This window comes from Methylacidiphilum kamchatkense Kam1, assembly GCF_007475525.1.
GTDB classification, from domain to species: domain Bacteria; phylum Verrucomicrobiota; class Verrucomicrobiia; order Methylacidiphilales; family Methylacidiphilaceae; genus Methylacidiphilum; species Methylacidiphilum kamchatkense.
The window spans coordinates 381,964-398,277 of record NZ_CP037899.1; the positions used below are offsets into that span (position 1 = coordinate 381,964).

The 16,314-nt window shown below is 42.0% G+C and carries 12 protein-coding genes and 2 pseudogenes; 11 read left to right on the plus strand and 3 right to left on the minus strand.

Annotated features, from left to right (window positions below; translation table 11 throughout):
• Window positions 1–30 precede the first annotated feature (30 nt).
• From yajC to kam1_RS01795, 8 genes and pseudogenes are all read left to right on the plus strand, one after another.
• The gene (gene yajC, locus kam1_RS01765; RefSeq protein ID WP_143958204.1) at window positions 31–444 is read left to right on the plus strand and encodes a preprotein translocase subunit YajC; all 414 of its coding nucleotides are present in this window, start codon (window positions 31–33) and stop codon (window positions 442–444) included.
• A 327-nt stretch (window positions 445–771) separates the two neighbouring features.
• Window positions 772–1,179 carry a preprotein translocase subunit SecD family protein gene (locus kam1_RS10375; RefSeq protein ID WP_244946115.1) on the plus strand — a complete coding sequence of 136 codons (408 nt, stop codon included), beginning with the start codon at window positions 772–774 and terminating at the stop codon, window positions 1,177–1,179.
• Window positions 1,104–2,786, plus strand: coding sequence for a protein translocase subunit SecD (gene secD, locus kam1_RS01770; protein ID WP_244946116.1), 1,683 nt, complete (start codon window positions 1,104–1,106; stop codon window positions 2,784–2,786). The genes kam1_RS10375 and secD overlap by 76 nt, the downstream gene beginning before the upstream one ends.
• 104 nt (window positions 2,787–2,890) lie before the next feature.
• Window positions 2,891–3,622, plus strand: coding sequence for a menaquinone biosynthesis protein (locus kam1_RS01775; RefSeq protein WP_039721910.1), 732 nt, complete (start codon window positions 2,891–2,893; stop codon window positions 3,620–3,622).
• A complete protein-coding gene (mqnC, locus tag kam1_RS01780) occupies window positions 3,619–4,728 on the plus strand; it encodes a cyclic dehypoxanthinyl futalosine synthase (protein WP_039721909.1) in 1,110 nt (369 codons plus the stop codon). The genes kam1_RS01775 and mqnC overlap by 4 nt, the downstream gene beginning before the upstream one ends.
• A 107-nt stretch (window positions 4,729–4,835) precedes the next feature.
• Window positions 4,836–8,068: pseudogene (gene carB, locus kam1_RS01785) on the plus strand (carbamoyl-phosphate synthase large subunit).
• Between the two features lie 9 nt (window positions 8,069–8,077).
• Window positions 8,078–8,547: pseudogene (locus tag kam1_RS01790) on the plus strand (DoxX family protein).
• Window positions 8,548–8,643: 96 nt separating this feature from the next.
• Window positions 8,644–9,696 (plus strand): metallophosphoesterase, encoded by a 1,053-nt coding sequence (locus kam1_RS01795; protein WP_235277549.1) that lies wholly within the window; start codon window positions 8,644–8,646, stop codon window positions 9,694–9,696.
• 18 nt (window positions 9,697–9,714) lie between these two features.
• On the opposite strand, the gene kam1_RS01800 is transcribed toward kam1_RS01795, so the two are convergent.
• The 3 genes from kam1_RS01800 to hisH all read right to left on the minus strand — a co-directional run bounded on the left by kam1_RS01800 (window position 9,715) and on the right by hisH (window position 13,753).
• On the minus strand, window positions 9,715–12,216 hold the full coding sequence (locus tag kam1_RS01800) for a TonB-dependent receptor (protein WP_244946117.1): 2,502 nt from the start codon (window positions 12,214–12,216) through the stop codon (window positions 9,715–9,717).
• 123 nt (window positions 12,217–12,339) lie between these two features.
• Window positions 12,340–13,074: a 1-(5-phosphoribosyl)-5-[(5-phosphoribosylamino)methylideneamino]imidazole-4-carboxamide isomerase gene (hisA, locus tag kam1_RS01805; RefSeq protein ID WP_143958205.1), complete on the minus strand. Its 735-nt coding sequence runs from the start codon at window positions 13,072–13,074 to the stop codon at window positions 12,340–12,342.
• 7 nt (window positions 13,075–13,081) lie between these two features.
• Window positions 13,082–13,753: an imidazole glycerol phosphate synthase subunit HisH gene (gene hisH, locus kam1_RS01810; protein WP_052250526.1), complete on the minus strand. Its 672-nt coding sequence runs from the start codon at window positions 13,751–13,753 to the stop codon at window positions 13,082–13,084.
• A 58-nt stretch (window positions 13,754–13,811) separates the two neighbouring features.
• Between hisH and dapF the strand changes: the two genes are divergently transcribed.
• The 3 genes from dapF to dapB are packed head-to-tail and all read left to right on the plus strand — an operon-like array spanning window position 13,812 to window position 16,314.
• A complete protein-coding gene (gene dapF / locus kam1_RS01815) occupies window positions 13,812–14,633 on the plus strand; it encodes a diaminopimelate epimerase (RefSeq protein WP_143958206.1) in 822 nt (273 codons plus the stop codon).
• 12 nt (window positions 14,634–14,645) lie between these two features.
• Entirely contained in the window at window positions 14,646–15,551 is a 906-nt protein-coding gene (gene dapA / locus kam1_RS01820) for a 4-hydroxy-tetrahydrodipicolinate synthase (protein WP_039721902.1), read from the plus strand.
• A 7-nt stretch (window positions 15,552–15,558) separates the two neighbouring features.
• Window positions 15,559–16,314, plus strand: coding sequence for a 4-hydroxy-tetrahydrodipicolinate reductase (gene dapB / locus kam1_RS01825; protein ID WP_052250525.1), 756 nt, complete (start codon window positions 15,559–15,561; stop codon window positions 16,312–16,314).

The window sequence follows — 16,314 nt, forward strand, 5'->3', positions numbered from 1 at the left end:
CAAAGTAAATTTAAAACGAAGAGAAATTCTATGAAAAGTAATGTTGAATTCTGGTTTAGTATGGCGCCACCTCCTCCCCCTCAACCCCATGGTCGCCCAGGGGCCAGCCAGCAAGTTCCGGAAGGCCCTCCCCCAATGACCTTTTTTGTAACGACGATTCTCATATTTGGAATCTTCTATTTTCTGCTTATTCGGCCTCAGCAGAAACAAAAAAAAGAGCAAGAAAAGCTCATTGCCAGTCTTGAAACTGGGGACAGAGTGATTACTTCTGGAGGCATTTTAGGAGTAGTGACTAATGTCAAGGAAAAAACCGTTGTCATTAGGGTCGCTGAAAATGTCAAAATTGAAGTATTGAAAAGTGCTCTGACGACCGTAACGAAAACTGTAAAAGAAGAACCCAAAGAAACAAAAGAATCGAAGGATGCCAAAGGTAAAACTGGATGAGTGATTGTTTGCTTATTAAAGTTTGCTTATTAAAAAAAGAGATTTGCAAAAGCTCCCAAACATTAGGACTGTTTATATATAATTGATCGAGGGGAGCTTATTTTGAAATTTGATAAGGGGTATTGGTAAAATGCTGTTTTTTTCATTTGCTACGGCCCTTTTTTTCCTTATTACCCTCATCTGGTACTTTACTGCCGTCGAGGACAGAATCAAAAGATGGGTAGGATTGGCTTCTACTCTCTCGATTCTCTTTAACGCAATATTTTCCCTTTTCCCGCTAGAAAAAAGATAAGGCTTGGGCTGGATCTAAAAGGAGGAACAGCTTTTTTGCTAGAATTACAAGGTGAACCTACCCCCGGGGCGCTCGATCAGGCCATCGGGGTCATTCGCAAGCGGGTTGACAAGTTTGGCCTTTCTGAGCCAATTATTCAACCGGTAGGCAAACGGCGAATCAGTGTGCAAATTCCTGGCCTATCGGAATCGGAGAAGGCTGCAGCTAAAGAACAGCTTTCCAAAGTCGCTAAACTGGAATTTAGACTCGTGCATCCTGACTCGGATAAGATGTTAGCTGCAATCCAATCTGGGCAAGAAAAAGTTCCTCCTGGCTATGAAATCCTTCCCTTTTCTCCGGACGTATCAAAAGGGAATAAAACGGAAGCATGGATCCTTGTAAAGAAAAGGGAAGAGATGGGGGGAAGTATGTCAAACGGGCTTTTAGAGGATTCGACGAAGTAGGACGGCCTACTGTGGTGATTGAATTCAATGAGGCTGGGGCAAAGAGATTTGGTGAGATCACCTCAAATAATATAGGGAAAAGGTTAGCCATTGTTCTAGATGGAGAAGTGAAAAGTGCTCCTGTCATCCAAACGGCTATTTTTAAAAGCGCCGTCATTTCTGGTGGGAATATGAGTCCCAAAGAAGCTGAAGATCTTGCTAGTGTTCTTGAAAATCCGCTTGAGACTCCCGTGAAGATTTTAGAAGAAAGGGGAGTGGATCCCTCTCTTGGGAGAGATTCCATAGTCAGCGGCATCAACGCCGCCCTAGCTGCCTTTGCCTCTGTTGTCCTTTTTATGGTCTTTTATTATAGGCTTGCAGGGCTGGTTTCCATCATTGCCTTATTAGTCAATCTCCTCTTGCTTCTGGGCTTACTGGCCCAGTTTCATTTTACTCTTACTCTGCCGGGGATTGCAGGCATTATTTTGACAATAGGTATGGCGGTCGATGCGAACGTGCTTATTTATGAACGGATAAGAGATGAGCTTGAGGTGGGGGTTCCTGTCAGGCAAGCCATTTTTATTGGATTCAATAAGGCTTTTAGTGCCATTTTTGATTCTAACGTTAGCTTGATTATCCCATCGGTCATTCTCATGGAACTTGGAAGTGGCCCATTACAGGGATTTGCTGTAACTCTAGTTCTCGGTATCGTGGCCAATCTTTTTGCTGCTCTTGTCTTTAGTCGTAATGTGTTTGAATGGCTTTTGGCTTGGGGGATGATAAAGAAACTTTCCATGATGAAATTCCTACATAAACCAAATTTTGATTTTATAAAGTTCAGTTGGCTCACGGTTCCAGCAGCTGCTGTTCTACTGATAGTAGGAATGTCTACGTTCTTTTTGAGAAGTGGGGAGCTTCTTGGAGTTGATTTTGCCGGTGGCGATTCTCTAACGGTTGCCTATAAGGAAATGATTCCAGTAGCTAGAGTCAGACAGGTTTTAGAAGAAGCAAAAATCCATCCAAGCTTACTGCAGTATGCTAAAGAGTCCAAGCAGCTTATCTATCAAGTTCGTTATGGGGAAGGGGAAAAAAGTGTCAGTGTCCTTAAAGAAAAATTTCCACAAGCTGGCTTTAGTTTATCAAGAATGGATAGCGTGGGTCCAGTGGTGGGCGAGGAACTTAAAAATCGAGCGGCTTTAGCCCTTTCCCTAGGTCTCTTAGCCATTCTCCTTTATGTATCTTTGCGTTATGAATGGTCTTTTGCTTTGGCTGCCGGCATTGGACAGCTCCACGATGTGCTACTAGCTATAGGTCTTATGGCCATATTGGGGAAAGAATTTGACATGTACTTAATTGGTGCTTTTTTAACGATTCTTGGCTATTCGATTAACGAGAAGATCGTTATTTCTGATAGAATTCGGGAAACATTGAAGTATAAAAGCAGTTTAACGTTCAAAGAAATTATTAATGAAGGTATTAACAAAACCCTTGCTCGGACGATTATGACTGGAGGCACGGTAGTGTTAGCGACCGTATCGATGCTCATCCTTGGAGGCCCAGTGATTTCTGTTTTTTCCTTAGCCATTTTGATTGGGGTCCTTGGGGAATGTTTTCTTCTCATTTTATAAGTCCAGCTTTGTTGTACTGGTTCCATCGACTAACTGAGAAGAGAGGAAAAAAGATTCCTATTCAGTCGCAAGCCGTTTAACAACCCTTCAGTTTTAAGAGAAAAATGCTCTGCCCAACAATAGGTTCTGTTCCCTATCTCAATGCCAAGCCTTTAATCTACGGACTTAATGACCACGTTGTTTTTGCAACTCCTGCTGAACTTTCCCTGATGCTCAAAGAGGGGAAACTTGATGTGGCTCTCTGTCCGGTTGGAGCATCGCTAATTGAGGGATGGAGCTATTTTGTCGATGGCATGGGCATTGTAGCCGATGGAGATGTCTATAGTGTCATCCTAGTCAACGATAAACCTTTAGATGCCTTGCAAACGGTTAGAGGCGATTTTGAAAGCCGGAGTTCGATGCTGCTGCTACGTGTTATTTTTGAATGTTTCTTCGGTAGACAACTCCGAATAGTTTCTGTACATGAAAAAGCCGATGGTTTTCTTTTGATTGGAGACAAGGCTTTAAAGTATCGTAAAGAACATCCAGAAAGAACTGTGATTGATCTGGGTGGCCTTTGGAAAAAATTGACAGGTCTGCCTTTTGTTTTTGCTCTGTGGACGATCAGAGCGGACTATGAGGAGAAACAAAAGATAAAAGAACTTTTAACCCAAGCCAAAGAAAGAGGCTTAGCTTCCATTGACAAAATCGCTCAATCCCCACAAGAGATTACCTACTTGACCCATTTCATTCGTTATGAAGTTAAGGGAAAAGAAAAAATGGGCATTGAAGAGTTTTCTAAAAAATTGATACAATTAAGGTTAATAAAACAGGTTAACCCCTTTCATTGGGTATGAATACGATGGAATATGGTACAGCTGAACAGTTGATAGACAAGGCTAGAAGAAAAATAGAGAATTTTGAAAGAATAAACCTTGAAGAGGCTAGAGCGCTTTATTCCCTTCCCCTAGCTGAGCTTGGGATGTTGGCTGATTTAAGGAGAAGGCAGATCAAATCTTCAGCATATGGAGGCAAGGGAGCCGAAATTGTAACCTATATTATCGATAGGAACATTAATTATACCAATGTATGCACGACCTATTGCAAATTTTGTGCCTTTTATCGAACGCTCAAAGATCCTGATCATTATGTGCTTTCTATAGAGCAAATTGAAGAGAAAATAAAGGAATTGGAGGCTATTGGAGGGGTTCAGATCCTTTTACAGGGAGGCCATCATCCAGGGCTAGGCATCGATTATTATCTGGATTTGCTTTTTTCTATCCGCAACAAGTTTCCCCACATTAATATTCATGGGTTTTCGCCTCCTGAGTTTCTTCATTTTTCTAACATTTTTCGTCTTCCTGTCGAGGAGGTCATAAAGCGGTTTATGGAAGCCGGGCTTGGCTCCATACCTGGTGGTGGTGGAGAAATTCTTGTTGATTCTGTCAGAAAAAGAATTGCTCCTTTAAAATGCTCTTCAGAAGAATGGTTGGGAGTCATGAGAACGGCGCACCGACTCGGGTTAAAATCTAGTGCGACGATGATGTTTGGGCATGTAGAACAACTGGAGGATCGGTTGGAGCATCTTGAGAAAATCAGAAAGCTACAAGATGAAACAAGAGGGTTTACAGCTTTTATTTGTTGGACATTTCAGCCAGAAAACACAAAACTCAAAGCGACAAAAAAAGGCCCATCCGAATATTTGCGAATGCAGGCACTGGCTAGAATTTTTCTGGATAATATTGAAAACATCCAATCTTCTTGGGTAACCCAAGGAGTAGAAGTCGGACAAATTGCCCTTTATTATGGGGCCAATGATTTTGGCAGTGTGATGATGGAAGAAAATGTCGTTTCTTCGGCGGGAACCACCTATAGGACAACGGTAAAAGAAATCGAAGAAGCCATTACTAGCAGTGGATTTAAACCTAAAAGAAGAAACAATTGGTATCAGCTTTTGAATTAATCTTTGGAAAGGTCTCTGCTTGCGATTTACCTTGCAATGGAGGATAAAAATATTCAAGGGGAGGCCTTTGGGCTGCTTCTTTATCAGAATCTTTATCAAAAAATACAATGGGTAAAAGAACGGACATAGAGTCGATTTTGGTGATCGGCAGTGGGCCTATCGTTATTGGGCAGGCTGCCGAATTTGATTATTCTGGGGTTCAAGCTTGTAAGGCGTTGAAAGAGGAAGGCTTCAGGGTAATCCTTATCAACAGCAATCCAGCGACCATCATGACCGACCCTGAGTTTTCTGACAAAACTTATATTGAACCTATCACTGCCGATTTTCTTGAGAAGATCATCAGGCTGGAAAAACCAGATGCCATTTTGCCGACTTTAGGAGGACAAACCGCTTTGAATGTAGGCGTGGAGCTTGCTCAAAGAGGAATCTTAGAAGAGCTTGGCATAGAAATGCTTGGAGCGAATGTTCAAGCCATAAAGAAGGCCGAAGACAGGCAGCTTTTTAAGGAGGAAATGCTTCGGATCGGTCTGGACGTCCCCCAATCGGGTATTGCCAGAAACCTAGAAGAAGCAAAAGCTGTGGCTGCACAAATCAACCGGTATCCTTTGATTATTAGGCCAGCTTTTACTCTAGGTGGTCAGGGCGGAGGGATCGCATATAACCGGGAAGAATTCGAAGCAATAGCTGCTCGGGGTTGAGTGTTTCACCTATCGGTGAAATTCTGATTGAAGAAGGCCTGGTTGGATGGAAGGAATTTGAAATGGAGGTGATGAGAGACAGAAAGGATAGCTGTGTACTGATATGTTCGATAGAAAATCTTGATCCAATGGGAGTTCATACCGGGGATAGTATTACAGTGGCACCTGCTCAGACTCTGAGCGATGAAGAGTTTCAAAAGATGCGGGATTGGTCTTTTGCCGTCATTAGACAAATTGGGGTGGAGACTGGAGGATCTAACATCCAGTTTGCCGTTGATCCGAAAACCGGAAGAATGGTTGTCATCGAGATGAACCCTAGGGTATCCCGTTCTTCTGCGTTGGCCTCTAAAGCAACGGGTTTTCCGATAGCCAAAATTGCGGCTAAACTTGCCATTGGCTATACCCTCGATGAATTGCCCAATGATATTACAAAAAAAACCTTGGCCTGCTTTGAACCCGCCATCGATTATGTAGTCGTCAAAATCCCTAGGTTTACTTTTGAAAAGTTTCCAGAAGCCGATCCGACTCTTAGCTCCTCCATGAAAAGTGTTGGAGAGGTGATGGCTATTGGAAGGACCTTCAAGGAGTCGCTGCAGAAAGCTTTAAGATCCTTAGAAATTGGTGCCTTTGGGATAACTGGAGGCATCCATGGACATGATCAGTTGCTTTCTGAAGAACAAATTCGATATTTTCTGCTCACTCCTCGAGCGGAACGGATTTTTTATATTCGTCATGCTTTTCGCAGCGGAATGGATATAAAAACCGTAGCTTCTTTGAGTGGGATTGATCCATGGTTTCTTAGTCAAGTGGAAGAACTTGTCAGAGAAGAACAAAAATTGAGGGCTAATTATGACCCCTCTTTGTTGCTTGAAGCAAAGATGGATGGTTTTTCTGACAAACAACTTGCGCATCTCTGGAACCTTTCCGAAGAAGAGGTCAGAGCTTTAAGAAAAAGTCGTAATTGTCTGCCTTCGTATCGATTAGTTGACAGTTGTGCGGCTGAATTTGAAGCTTATACCCCTTACTATTATTCCAGTTACGAGCCGGGGCAGAGTGAACTAATAAAGACCGAAGGTAAAGAGAAAATCATCATATTAGGAGCTGGACCGAATAGGATTGGGCAGGGAATCGAATTTGATTACTGCTGTGTTCATGCTTTGATGGCTTTGCGAGAGCTTGGCTATAGGACCATCATGATCAATTCAAATCCTGAAACGGTTTCTACCGATTATGATAGCTCGGATGAACTGTTTTTTGAACCACTCACAACCGAAGACGTTCTTCAAGTTTACGAACGAACGAATGCAGCTGGGGTGATCATACAGTTTGGGGGACAAACCCCATTGAACCTTTCCTTGTCATTAAAAAAAGCTGGCGTAAAGATTCTTGGTACATCGGTTGAATCCATTGAGACGGCTGAAGATAGGAGGCTTTTTTCTAGGCTCATTGCAAAACTTGGACTGCGCCAACCCCAAAGCCGGATTATTTCAAATGTGCAAGAATCCATTGAAGCTGCAAAAGAAATAGGCTATCCAGTGCTTTTGCGTCCTTCTTATGTATTAGGTGGAAGGGCGATGCATATCGTTTATACGGAGAATGATCTTGTGAGATTTGTGGAAGAGGCTATCGATGCTGCTCCAGACAAGCCAGTCTTACTTGATCATTTTTTAGAAGACGCCATAGAAGTGGACATCGATTGTGTCAGTGACGGCGAAGATGTCTTTATTGGGGCAATTTTGGAGCATGTGGAATTGGCTGGTGTCCATTCAGGAGACAGTGCCTGTGTGATTCCACCTTTCAGTCTTTCAGAATCCATTAAAGAAGAAATTCGACAGACAGTTTATTTGTTAGCTCGAGAATTAAAGGTCTTAGGGCTGATGAACGTACAGTTTGCTGTGCAAAAAAACAATCTTTACGTGCTAGAGGTTAATCCTAGGGCCTCTCGGACCGTTCCATTCATAAGCAAGGCAATCGGAATCCCTCTGGCTAAGTTGGCGACTCAAGTGATTATGGGGAAAAAGCTAAAAGAGCTTGGATATGTTGGCTCTGAGATTACCCCTTCTTATTTCTGTGTCAAAGAAGCGGTTTTCCCATTTGATCGGTTTGCTGGGGTGGATATCCTGCTAGGGCCAGAAATGAAATCCACTGGGGAAGTCATGGGAATAGATGATGATTTTGGGATTGCTTATGCTAAAACCCAGATTGCTTTGAATGCGCCCTTGCCGCTGCGAGGAAAAGTTTTTATAAGTGTCCGCGATCAAGATAAAAAAGATGGGATTGAGATTGCCCGTGCACTTAACAAGCTTGGTTTTGAAATTGTAGCTACAGAAGGGACAGCCCGTGCGCTTAACGAAGCCGGTGTGGCATGCATGAAACTCTATAAGTTATCCGAAGGCAGACCGAACGTATTGGATATGATCAAAAACGGGGAGATAGCACTTGTTATCAATACCCCTTCTGGTCCAACGGCAAGAAAAGACGAAATTCGAATAAGAACTACCTCTCTTTATAGTAAGATTCCCGTTATGACAACTATAGCCGCCGCTCGTGCAACAGTCGAAGCAATCCGATCGCTCCAGTCCAGAGAAATCCATGTGAAAGCTCTGCAAGAGTATCATTATGGCTTGTCCACCACTAGATGAATTTTGCCTATGAAGGGAAATCGTAAGGTAGCTTTTATCGTGTATCATATTTTTAAAACCACCCCTTCTTTTGCCTTTTTGCCTTTGAGAATGGCCCTTGGCCTTATTTTTTTGTTCATGGATCTCAAAAGCTCTTTGGATGGTTTGGTGGCAAAGGTCTAGAGGCAACGGCGTTGAGTTTTGCTGAAAAATTTCATTTGATTCCAGGTATCCTTTGGGCATCATTGGCTGGTGGAGGAGAATTTCTTGGAGCAATCCTTCTATTCCTGGGGCTGGCTACGCGTCTTGCCGCTTTCAATTTGGTCGTAATTATGAGCGTTGCTATTCTTGTCGTGCATAGGCATGCTTTTTTTGTGCATGATGGAGGTATGGAATATGCATTGAGTCTTTGGGCGGGGTCTTTGTCTTTAGTAGTTGGAGGTGGTGGCTTTTTTTCCCTGGATCAAAAAATCTCGCGCAGGATTGGTGGGGCTGAATAGTTAAAAGTTCTAAACAAAACGAAGCATGAGACGCAGTTTTTTTTTGTCCTTTTCTATGGAACTAGTGGATATGTCATTTTCCGTGGTTTTCTTCTATTGCCCCCCCATTTCATTATTCAGCTCATTTATCTGACCATTGGAGCCCTTGTTGTCTTCGGTTATTCTATAGGTTCTTATTTGAAATCCCACTACTATCTTCCAGGTGTGAACTGGATCATGTCCATATCCAGTCTTTGGATGCCTGCAGTCATCTATTTATTTATAGGAATATGCCTGGTGGACATTAGTCGACCATGGTTCCCTGCACCAGTCCGCGCTTATTTTGTTGGTAGAGAATGGATGATTGGGCTTGGGATTGTGGGAGCCGTCAGTCTGATTTTGATCAAGGGCTATGTGAATACTTTAAATATTGAGCTGAAAAAATTGGAGCTTGTTATTAAGAAACAATGTTCACATCCCTTTTTAAGAGTAGTGGTGGCTTCGGACATACATGCAGGAGGAACAATTGGTAAAAGAAGGCTTTCAGGCATATTTAAAAAAATTCAGTCCCTTCAGCCTGATCTAATTCTTCTTCCAGGAGATTTGCTTGATGGCAGTAGAACAGTTCTCGAAAAGGAAGGGCTAGATAAGATTTTTATGAGCCTTTCTGCTCCGTATGGAGTCTATGGCTGTATTGGAAATCATGAGTGTTTTTATGGTTCCGATAGCCTTGCCTCTTTCCTTGAAAAATGCGGTATTACTGTTCTCAAGGATGAAATAAAAAGAGTCGATCAGTTTTTATACATTGTGGGTAGAAATGACAGAGCGGTGGAAGTCCTTGAAGGTAAAGAAAAAAGAAAACCACTGAAGGTCATTCTTCAAGGAATAGATAGATCCAAAGCTATTTTTGTGATGGATCATAGGCCGACGGCTATAGATGAAGCCGTTGAGAGCCAAGTCGATCTGCTTGTTTGTGGACATACGCATCAAGGACAATTTTGGCCAATCAATCTTATTGTGAAGAGAATTTTTTCTTTTAGCTACGGATACCAAAAAATAGGGTCGACACATGTGATTGTCACCAGAGGGGCGGGAACTTGGGGACCTCCTGTAAGGGTGGGACAGCGATCGGAAGTGGTACTGCTGGAGATTCATTTTATAGAAAAATGAACCAGTCTTTTGGTACGATCAGAAGAATATCCGAAGGGTTCCTTGCACCCAGAAAGGAAGTTGTGGGGTTATAAAATCATAATTGAAAGATCTTGCGCTGATAAAGCCGGGAGCTCCTGGAGCCCAGTATTTTTCGTCTGTAAAATTGTAAAAATAAAGGCTTATTTCCCATTTTGACGTGGTATAGAAGATCCTTGCATTGAGCGTATACCATGAGGGGATTCTAACGGTATAGTCATAGTTTAAGAATTGCCCACTTTGAACAATAGTCCAGAGTGAAAATCCTAGGCCTTTTTCAGATTGATAAGTAATGACCGTGTTGGCGTAGTTTCTTGGGAATCCAATAAACGGATAATTGAGAGGAGCGAGAAAAACGTATGGATCAACGCGTAAACCGAATTGATCAGCTATGTTGGAAGGATAAGGCTGAGTAGTCAAAGGACCAATAGGAGAGCCAATCCAATCTTCATGAGCATCAATGAATGCATAGCCAACATTGATAGAAAGATTGTGCAGGGGTGTCCAGATAGCTTGTAGTTGGCTGCCTTTGAGATAGGCTTGCGTGGTGGCTACCGATCCTTGTGGCAGCACATAGGCGGGAATAAATCCGTCTTGATAAAATCCTGAAAGATCGATCGACACTTTGTCTTTATAGATGTTAAATTTCGTGCCAATTTCGAAGTATTGATTGGTTAGATGGTAATAGGTGGAAGAAAAGTCTGGAGCGAAGCTTCCAAAGGCACTAGGAAAAGGATTTTGGCCGAAAAAATAGGTAAAATGGGAATTCATCCAAGAGAACGGATCGTAAGTGAGGCTCATGGAAAGTTGAGGCAGAATAGCGGTCATGTTATTTTGTAAAAACAATGGCAGAGGAGTGCCTGGAGGACTAGAGGCGTGTACGGAATAAAAATCGGCTCGTCCTCCAAAAATAAGGCTGCATTTTTCGCTCAGATCAATCTTATGTTGATAAAATGGAGAAAGTTTATAGAAAGTCGAAGCGGTTGATACAAAATTATGAGAATTAAAATAAAAACCTGGATAGCTAGGAACAGGAATGTCAGTTAGGTAAGGATTGCCAAAGAGCAAGGCTTGATTGTAGGAAACTATTGGAGAAAAAAAATTGTCCAACAGAGGTTTTGTTAGATCCCAGGTATTGACAGGAGAATGCCATACTCCAGAATATTCGTTGTCGCTAAAATAACGAAATTCAAGGCCGCAATCGATACTATTGTGTGTTAACAGATTGCCGATTGGAGTGGAGAAATTCCATTGATTTTCTATTCTATCATCAAAATTATAACCTGCAGGAAGAACAGCCCAAAAATCGACAGGAATCATTTGATCGATGAATGTACTATAGTACTCAAAGAGGGAATTGTTGATGATTTTAAAGTTGTCTGAAACTTCCAGAGTTTCTATGAGCTGAGAAACGGCATAAAACTGTTCAGTGCTATCTATAGGATTATTCAGAATGTTGGTTCTTGGATCGATGGGGACAGCGGCTCCCCAGTTGACCGCGTAGCCTTGCCCAGGAGGAGAAGTGCCTATCCCTTTGTGAAATACACCGTTTTGGTCAAACCAACCCGCAAAAGGTCCAGTTAGATAGAGCCTATTATTAATTAGTTCCTGGGTAGGCCGATTGAGACCTGCCGGAGGGTTTAAGCTGTTGGAATCGATTTCTCCATTAAAATCGATTGTCAATTTTTCATAAGGTTTATAACTCAGTGCGATGTATCCAGACTCTCTTCTTAGATAGGAGCCGTAGTAGTAGTTGTAATAGGAAGAGCCATCCTGACCAAAATAGTCAAGCCGATAAGCCAGATTATTCTTAATTGGTCCTCCAAAGTCTAAATTCCAGAAATTCGTCCCATACATTCCTGCCGTATAGGAAGCCTCTCCTTGAAACCGATCAAAGTGTGGAGATTTGGTTATCTCATTAAGATATCCTCCAGCTAATTCTTGAGGTCCAAAGATGATATTGGAAGGACCTGTTACCATATCCAGATTTTCATCCATATTCGGATTCATTAGAGGCCCAAATTGAGCATCTCTACTGAATCCAACAAGCATGCCATTTCTATACCTCGTTGCTGGCAGTCCCCTTAAAATAGGTTCAGCTTGCGGACTACCGGTCATCTGAGTTTGATTGATGCCTACTTGGTAGGCGGAAAGTTCATTGACATTCTGGAAATTAATGGTTTGTAAACTCCTTCTGGAAACGATCTGAGCAGTTCGTGTTGTTTCTTCGATCTCTGTTTGATCACTGGTGGCGTCGATAGATTGGTTTTCTTTGGGTTTTTTCGATCGGCCTCTTGATGGCTGCAAGGGATATTCAGGTGCTATTTCTTCGGGAATGGTAGAAGCCAAGGGACTTAACTTGTCATTATTTTCACTGGATTGAGCTTGCAGCAAGCAGCTGAAAGAACTGAAAATGGCAAAAAAGTAGAAAGAAAGATAAAAATAAGAGCAAGTAGATATTTTTAAAAAGCCTCTTTTTTTTGATAACTTATTTGCCCCCACGCTTTTTTTTCACCAAAAGTCAGCAAGGACTCAATCTTATATAGAAGAAAAGACAAATATATTTTTTTAAGGATCAAAATTCAAAATACAAATTGTTATCTTATGCAGAAACAACAGTAATAGCTAAAAAGAAGATCCCAATCCAGACATGTTTTTGATTGTTTGGATGGAAATTTTTTTTTCGTATAAACTCTTTCCAAGAACGGCTCCATAGAGGCCTTTTATCTTTTGAAGTTCCTCCACATCCCTAAGGCAACCTATTCCACCGGAAGCAAAAACAGGCAAAGAACTATTTTGTACTAGTTTTTGAGTGCCCTCGATATCGGGTCCTTCTAGTGTTCCATCCGTCATCACGTTCGTATACAATACGAAACCCGCACCAGATTTTTCCAATATTTTTACAAAAGTTTCAATCCGGTAGCCGCTTTCTTTCGTCCAACCTTCCACTAAGATTTGACCATCTTTTGCATCGATAGCTGCAACAATTCTTTCGCTGCCTACTGCTCCAGAGATTTTTTCTAGAAAACTTGGATCAGAAAGAAGCCGGCTACCGATGACCACTCTTTGAGCGCCACTCTCTATTGCTTTAAAGACATCCTTTTCTGTTCTCAATCCACCCCCGTATTGGATTGGTAAGTGAGTGCATTTTGCTATTTTTTCTAAGATCAAAAGTTGTTTTGGTTTACCTTCAAATGCCCCTTCTAAATCAACAATATGTAGTCCGTCGGCTCCTTGTGCTTGCCATAACTGTGCAGTTTGGAGAGGATCCGACGAATAGACTGTCAGAGCCTCCAATTTTCCTTGTCTTAACCGGACGACTTGTCCTTTATAGAGGTCAATGGCAGCATAGATTTTCATTGGACGCTTAGATAGATTGTAAAGGTCTGTGGATTGTTGAGTGGATCAAAAAATTTTTTAGAAGTTGGATCCCTTTCTTGTGACTTTTTTCAGGATGGAATTGAGTAGCTAGAAGATTTCCTCGAGCGATGGCACTGGTAAATGGTACCATGTAGGTTGTTTGCAAAAGAATGATCTCTTTTTGAACGACTTCAGGATAATAACTATGCACAAAATAAAAGTAATCACCAGATGAGATCCCTTCTAAATACTCTGATTTTTTCAACACTTCTACCGAATTCCAACCGATATGAGGGACTTTTTCTTTGCTTTCAGGGAATCGGACAACTTTTCCTTTAAAAATACCGATTCCTTTAGCACCCTTCGATTCCAAACTTTCTTCAAAGAGAAGTTGATACCCAAGACAAATACCCAAAAAGGGCAAATCCTTGGATATCCAACTCTTCAGGAAGGGAAGGAACCCTCTAGCTTCTAGTCCTCTAATTCCGTCTCCAAAAGCCCCCACTCCAGGTAGGACGATAGCAAGAAAATTATAGTGGTTTGGAGGATAACAGAGCCTTTCTACTTTGCAAGATAAAGCTTCAAAGGCTTTTTCGACACTTTGAAGGTTGCCCATGCCATAATCGATTATTCCAATGGGAAGCTCCGGTTGACTTTTCTGTTCGAATCTATTTTGCAATTCTTTACGTTTTTTTCTATCAATTCTGTATAATAGTAAATGAAAAACAAATTTTTTTATGACCCTTTTTTTTACCAAAATGAATGGGGCGGGTAATGATTTTATTCTGCTTGACAACCGCCAAGGATTCCTGAGTTTGGATGCTTCTTCTATAGCTTATCTCTGTGATCGTCATAGAGGGATTGGAGCTGATGGCATTTTGCTCGTTGAATGGGCAGACCAAGAAGGGCTCCGAATGGTTTATTTTAATGCAGATGGCAGTCGCGCAAGCTTCTGTGGAAATGGAGCTAGATGTTTTGCTAGGTTTGCATTGGAAACTGAACAGCAAAATGTAGCTTGCGGAAGACTTTCTTTTTTGACGGATTGTGGAAAAGTCGAGGCTTGGGTTGACGGAGAAAGAGTTAAAATAACAATGCCTTCTGCGAAAAACCTCAAGATAGATTTGCCAATCAGCCTTAACGACCGCACACTGAACGGCCATATAATCGATACTGGTGTCCCCCATGTTGTACTTTTTGGAGATTATGAAAAATGGCCAGAAGCTGCTCTTCAGGATTTGGGCTCTGAAATTAGATGGCATAATGTCTTTCAGCCGGAAGGAACGAATGTGAATTTTGTCTGGAAGGCAGGAGAGAGAACGATAAAAGTAAGGACTTATGAACGGGGAGTGGAAGGAGAAACACTCGCTTGCGGATCTGGAGTTACAGCTTCAGCGCTTATTTCTAGTGTGATCCTGGGTATGGATTCGCCAATCGAAGTTTTCGTTCGTAGCGGAGAGAGGTTGCAGGTGCATTTTAGAAGAACCGAAAAGGGCTTTGAGGAGGTCTTTCTTGAAGGCCCTGCTAAAAAAGTCTTTGTTGGGCAAATAGAATTGCCTTAAAAAAAGAGAACTATGAAAATACAAGGAACCTATACGGCTATTATTACGCCATTTCAGAATGGTCAGATTGATAGAAAAGCTTTAGAGCGACTGCTAGAATATCAAATCGAGAATCGTATCGATGGGATCGTTCCTGTCGGAACAACGGGAGAATCACCAACGCTTTCCTATGAAGAGCATATCGAGATGATTCGATTGTCTGCGGAAATTGTGGAGAAACGTCTAAAGATTTTCGCTGGTACTGGCTCAAATAGTACCGCTGAAGCCATTCATCTTACCAAAGAAGCTGAAAAAATAGGGGTTGATGGCGTTCTCTTAGTTTCTCCCTATTATAACCGTCCTTCTCAGGAAGGTCTCTTCCGCCATTTTTCGGCAATTGCTACTTCAACTTCCTTGCCAATTCTCCTTTACAATATTCCTTCAAGATGCGGTGTGGATATTGCGGTAGATACAGTCAAGCGGTTGGTAGAAAAAAATAAGAATATTGTGGGCATAAAAGAAGCTGGAGGGAATGTAGATAGGGTAAGTCAGTTGGTACAAGAACTTGCTGGGGATTTTTCTATTCTTAGTGGAGATGATGCTCTGACTTTACCGTTCCTGAGTGTTGGGGCAGTTGGAGTAATTAGCGTGGCTTCTAATCTTTTTCCTAAGCCGGTGGCTGCACTCGTTCGATTGTTTTTAGAAGGAAAACCATTTGAAGCCCGTCAACTCCATCAGACTCTCTATCCGTTATTTAGGGATTTGATGATTGAAACCAATCCTGTGCCTGTAAAAACAGCCCTGGCAATGGAAGGCCTAACGGATCTGGAATTCAGGCTTCCACTGGCTCCCCTTCAACCTCAAAATCTTGAGAAATTAAAAACAACTTTATTGCGCACAAAAGAAAAACTAGCAAAAGTAGAACATTTATGGGCCTGAGGAGAAGATGAACCAACAAGGAAGGATAACAAAGATTCTTTTGACAGGGGCACATGGGAAAATGGGACAGACCGTAGTTCAAGCTGCCGCGTTAGATCCAGAAGTAAAAATAGTAGGATTGATCGATAAGGAAGACCGGCTAGAAGAAGCTTTGATGACAGCTGCTGATTGTATCATTGATTTTTCGGTACATCATTTTAGCCGGGAACTAGTGGGAGCCGCTCTTAGCCATTCTCTTCCCTTGGTTATTGGTACGACTGGCCATACTCCTGAGGAGCTCGAAAGAATAAAAGAAGCTGCTCAAAAAATCCCTATTGTTATGTCTCCTAATTTTTCGTTGGGAGTGAATCTTCTGGAATTGATGGTGCACACCGCTACTGTTGTGTTGGGTAAAAGCTATGATAAAGCCATTATTGATATTCATCACAATACCAAGCTCGATGCTCCCAGCGGAACAGCAAAAAGGCTTTTTGATGTCTTGATGGCCGCAGAAAAAATGAACGAAGAACCTTCTAAAAATTTAGCCTCGAAAGAAAAGTTACCACCAAAACTACCTCAAATCCATTCCATACGGGCTGGGACGGTGGTGGGAGTCCATACCGTTTTGTATTGTGGTCCTGGAGAGGTCGTGGAATTAACCCATAGAGCAGAAAACCGTTTCCCTTTTGCGCACGGTTCACTCAAGGCGGCTAAGTGGATAGTCGGTAAACCTCCTGCCATTTATTCTATGAGAGATGTGCTGGGATTGGGTCCATTACAGTAG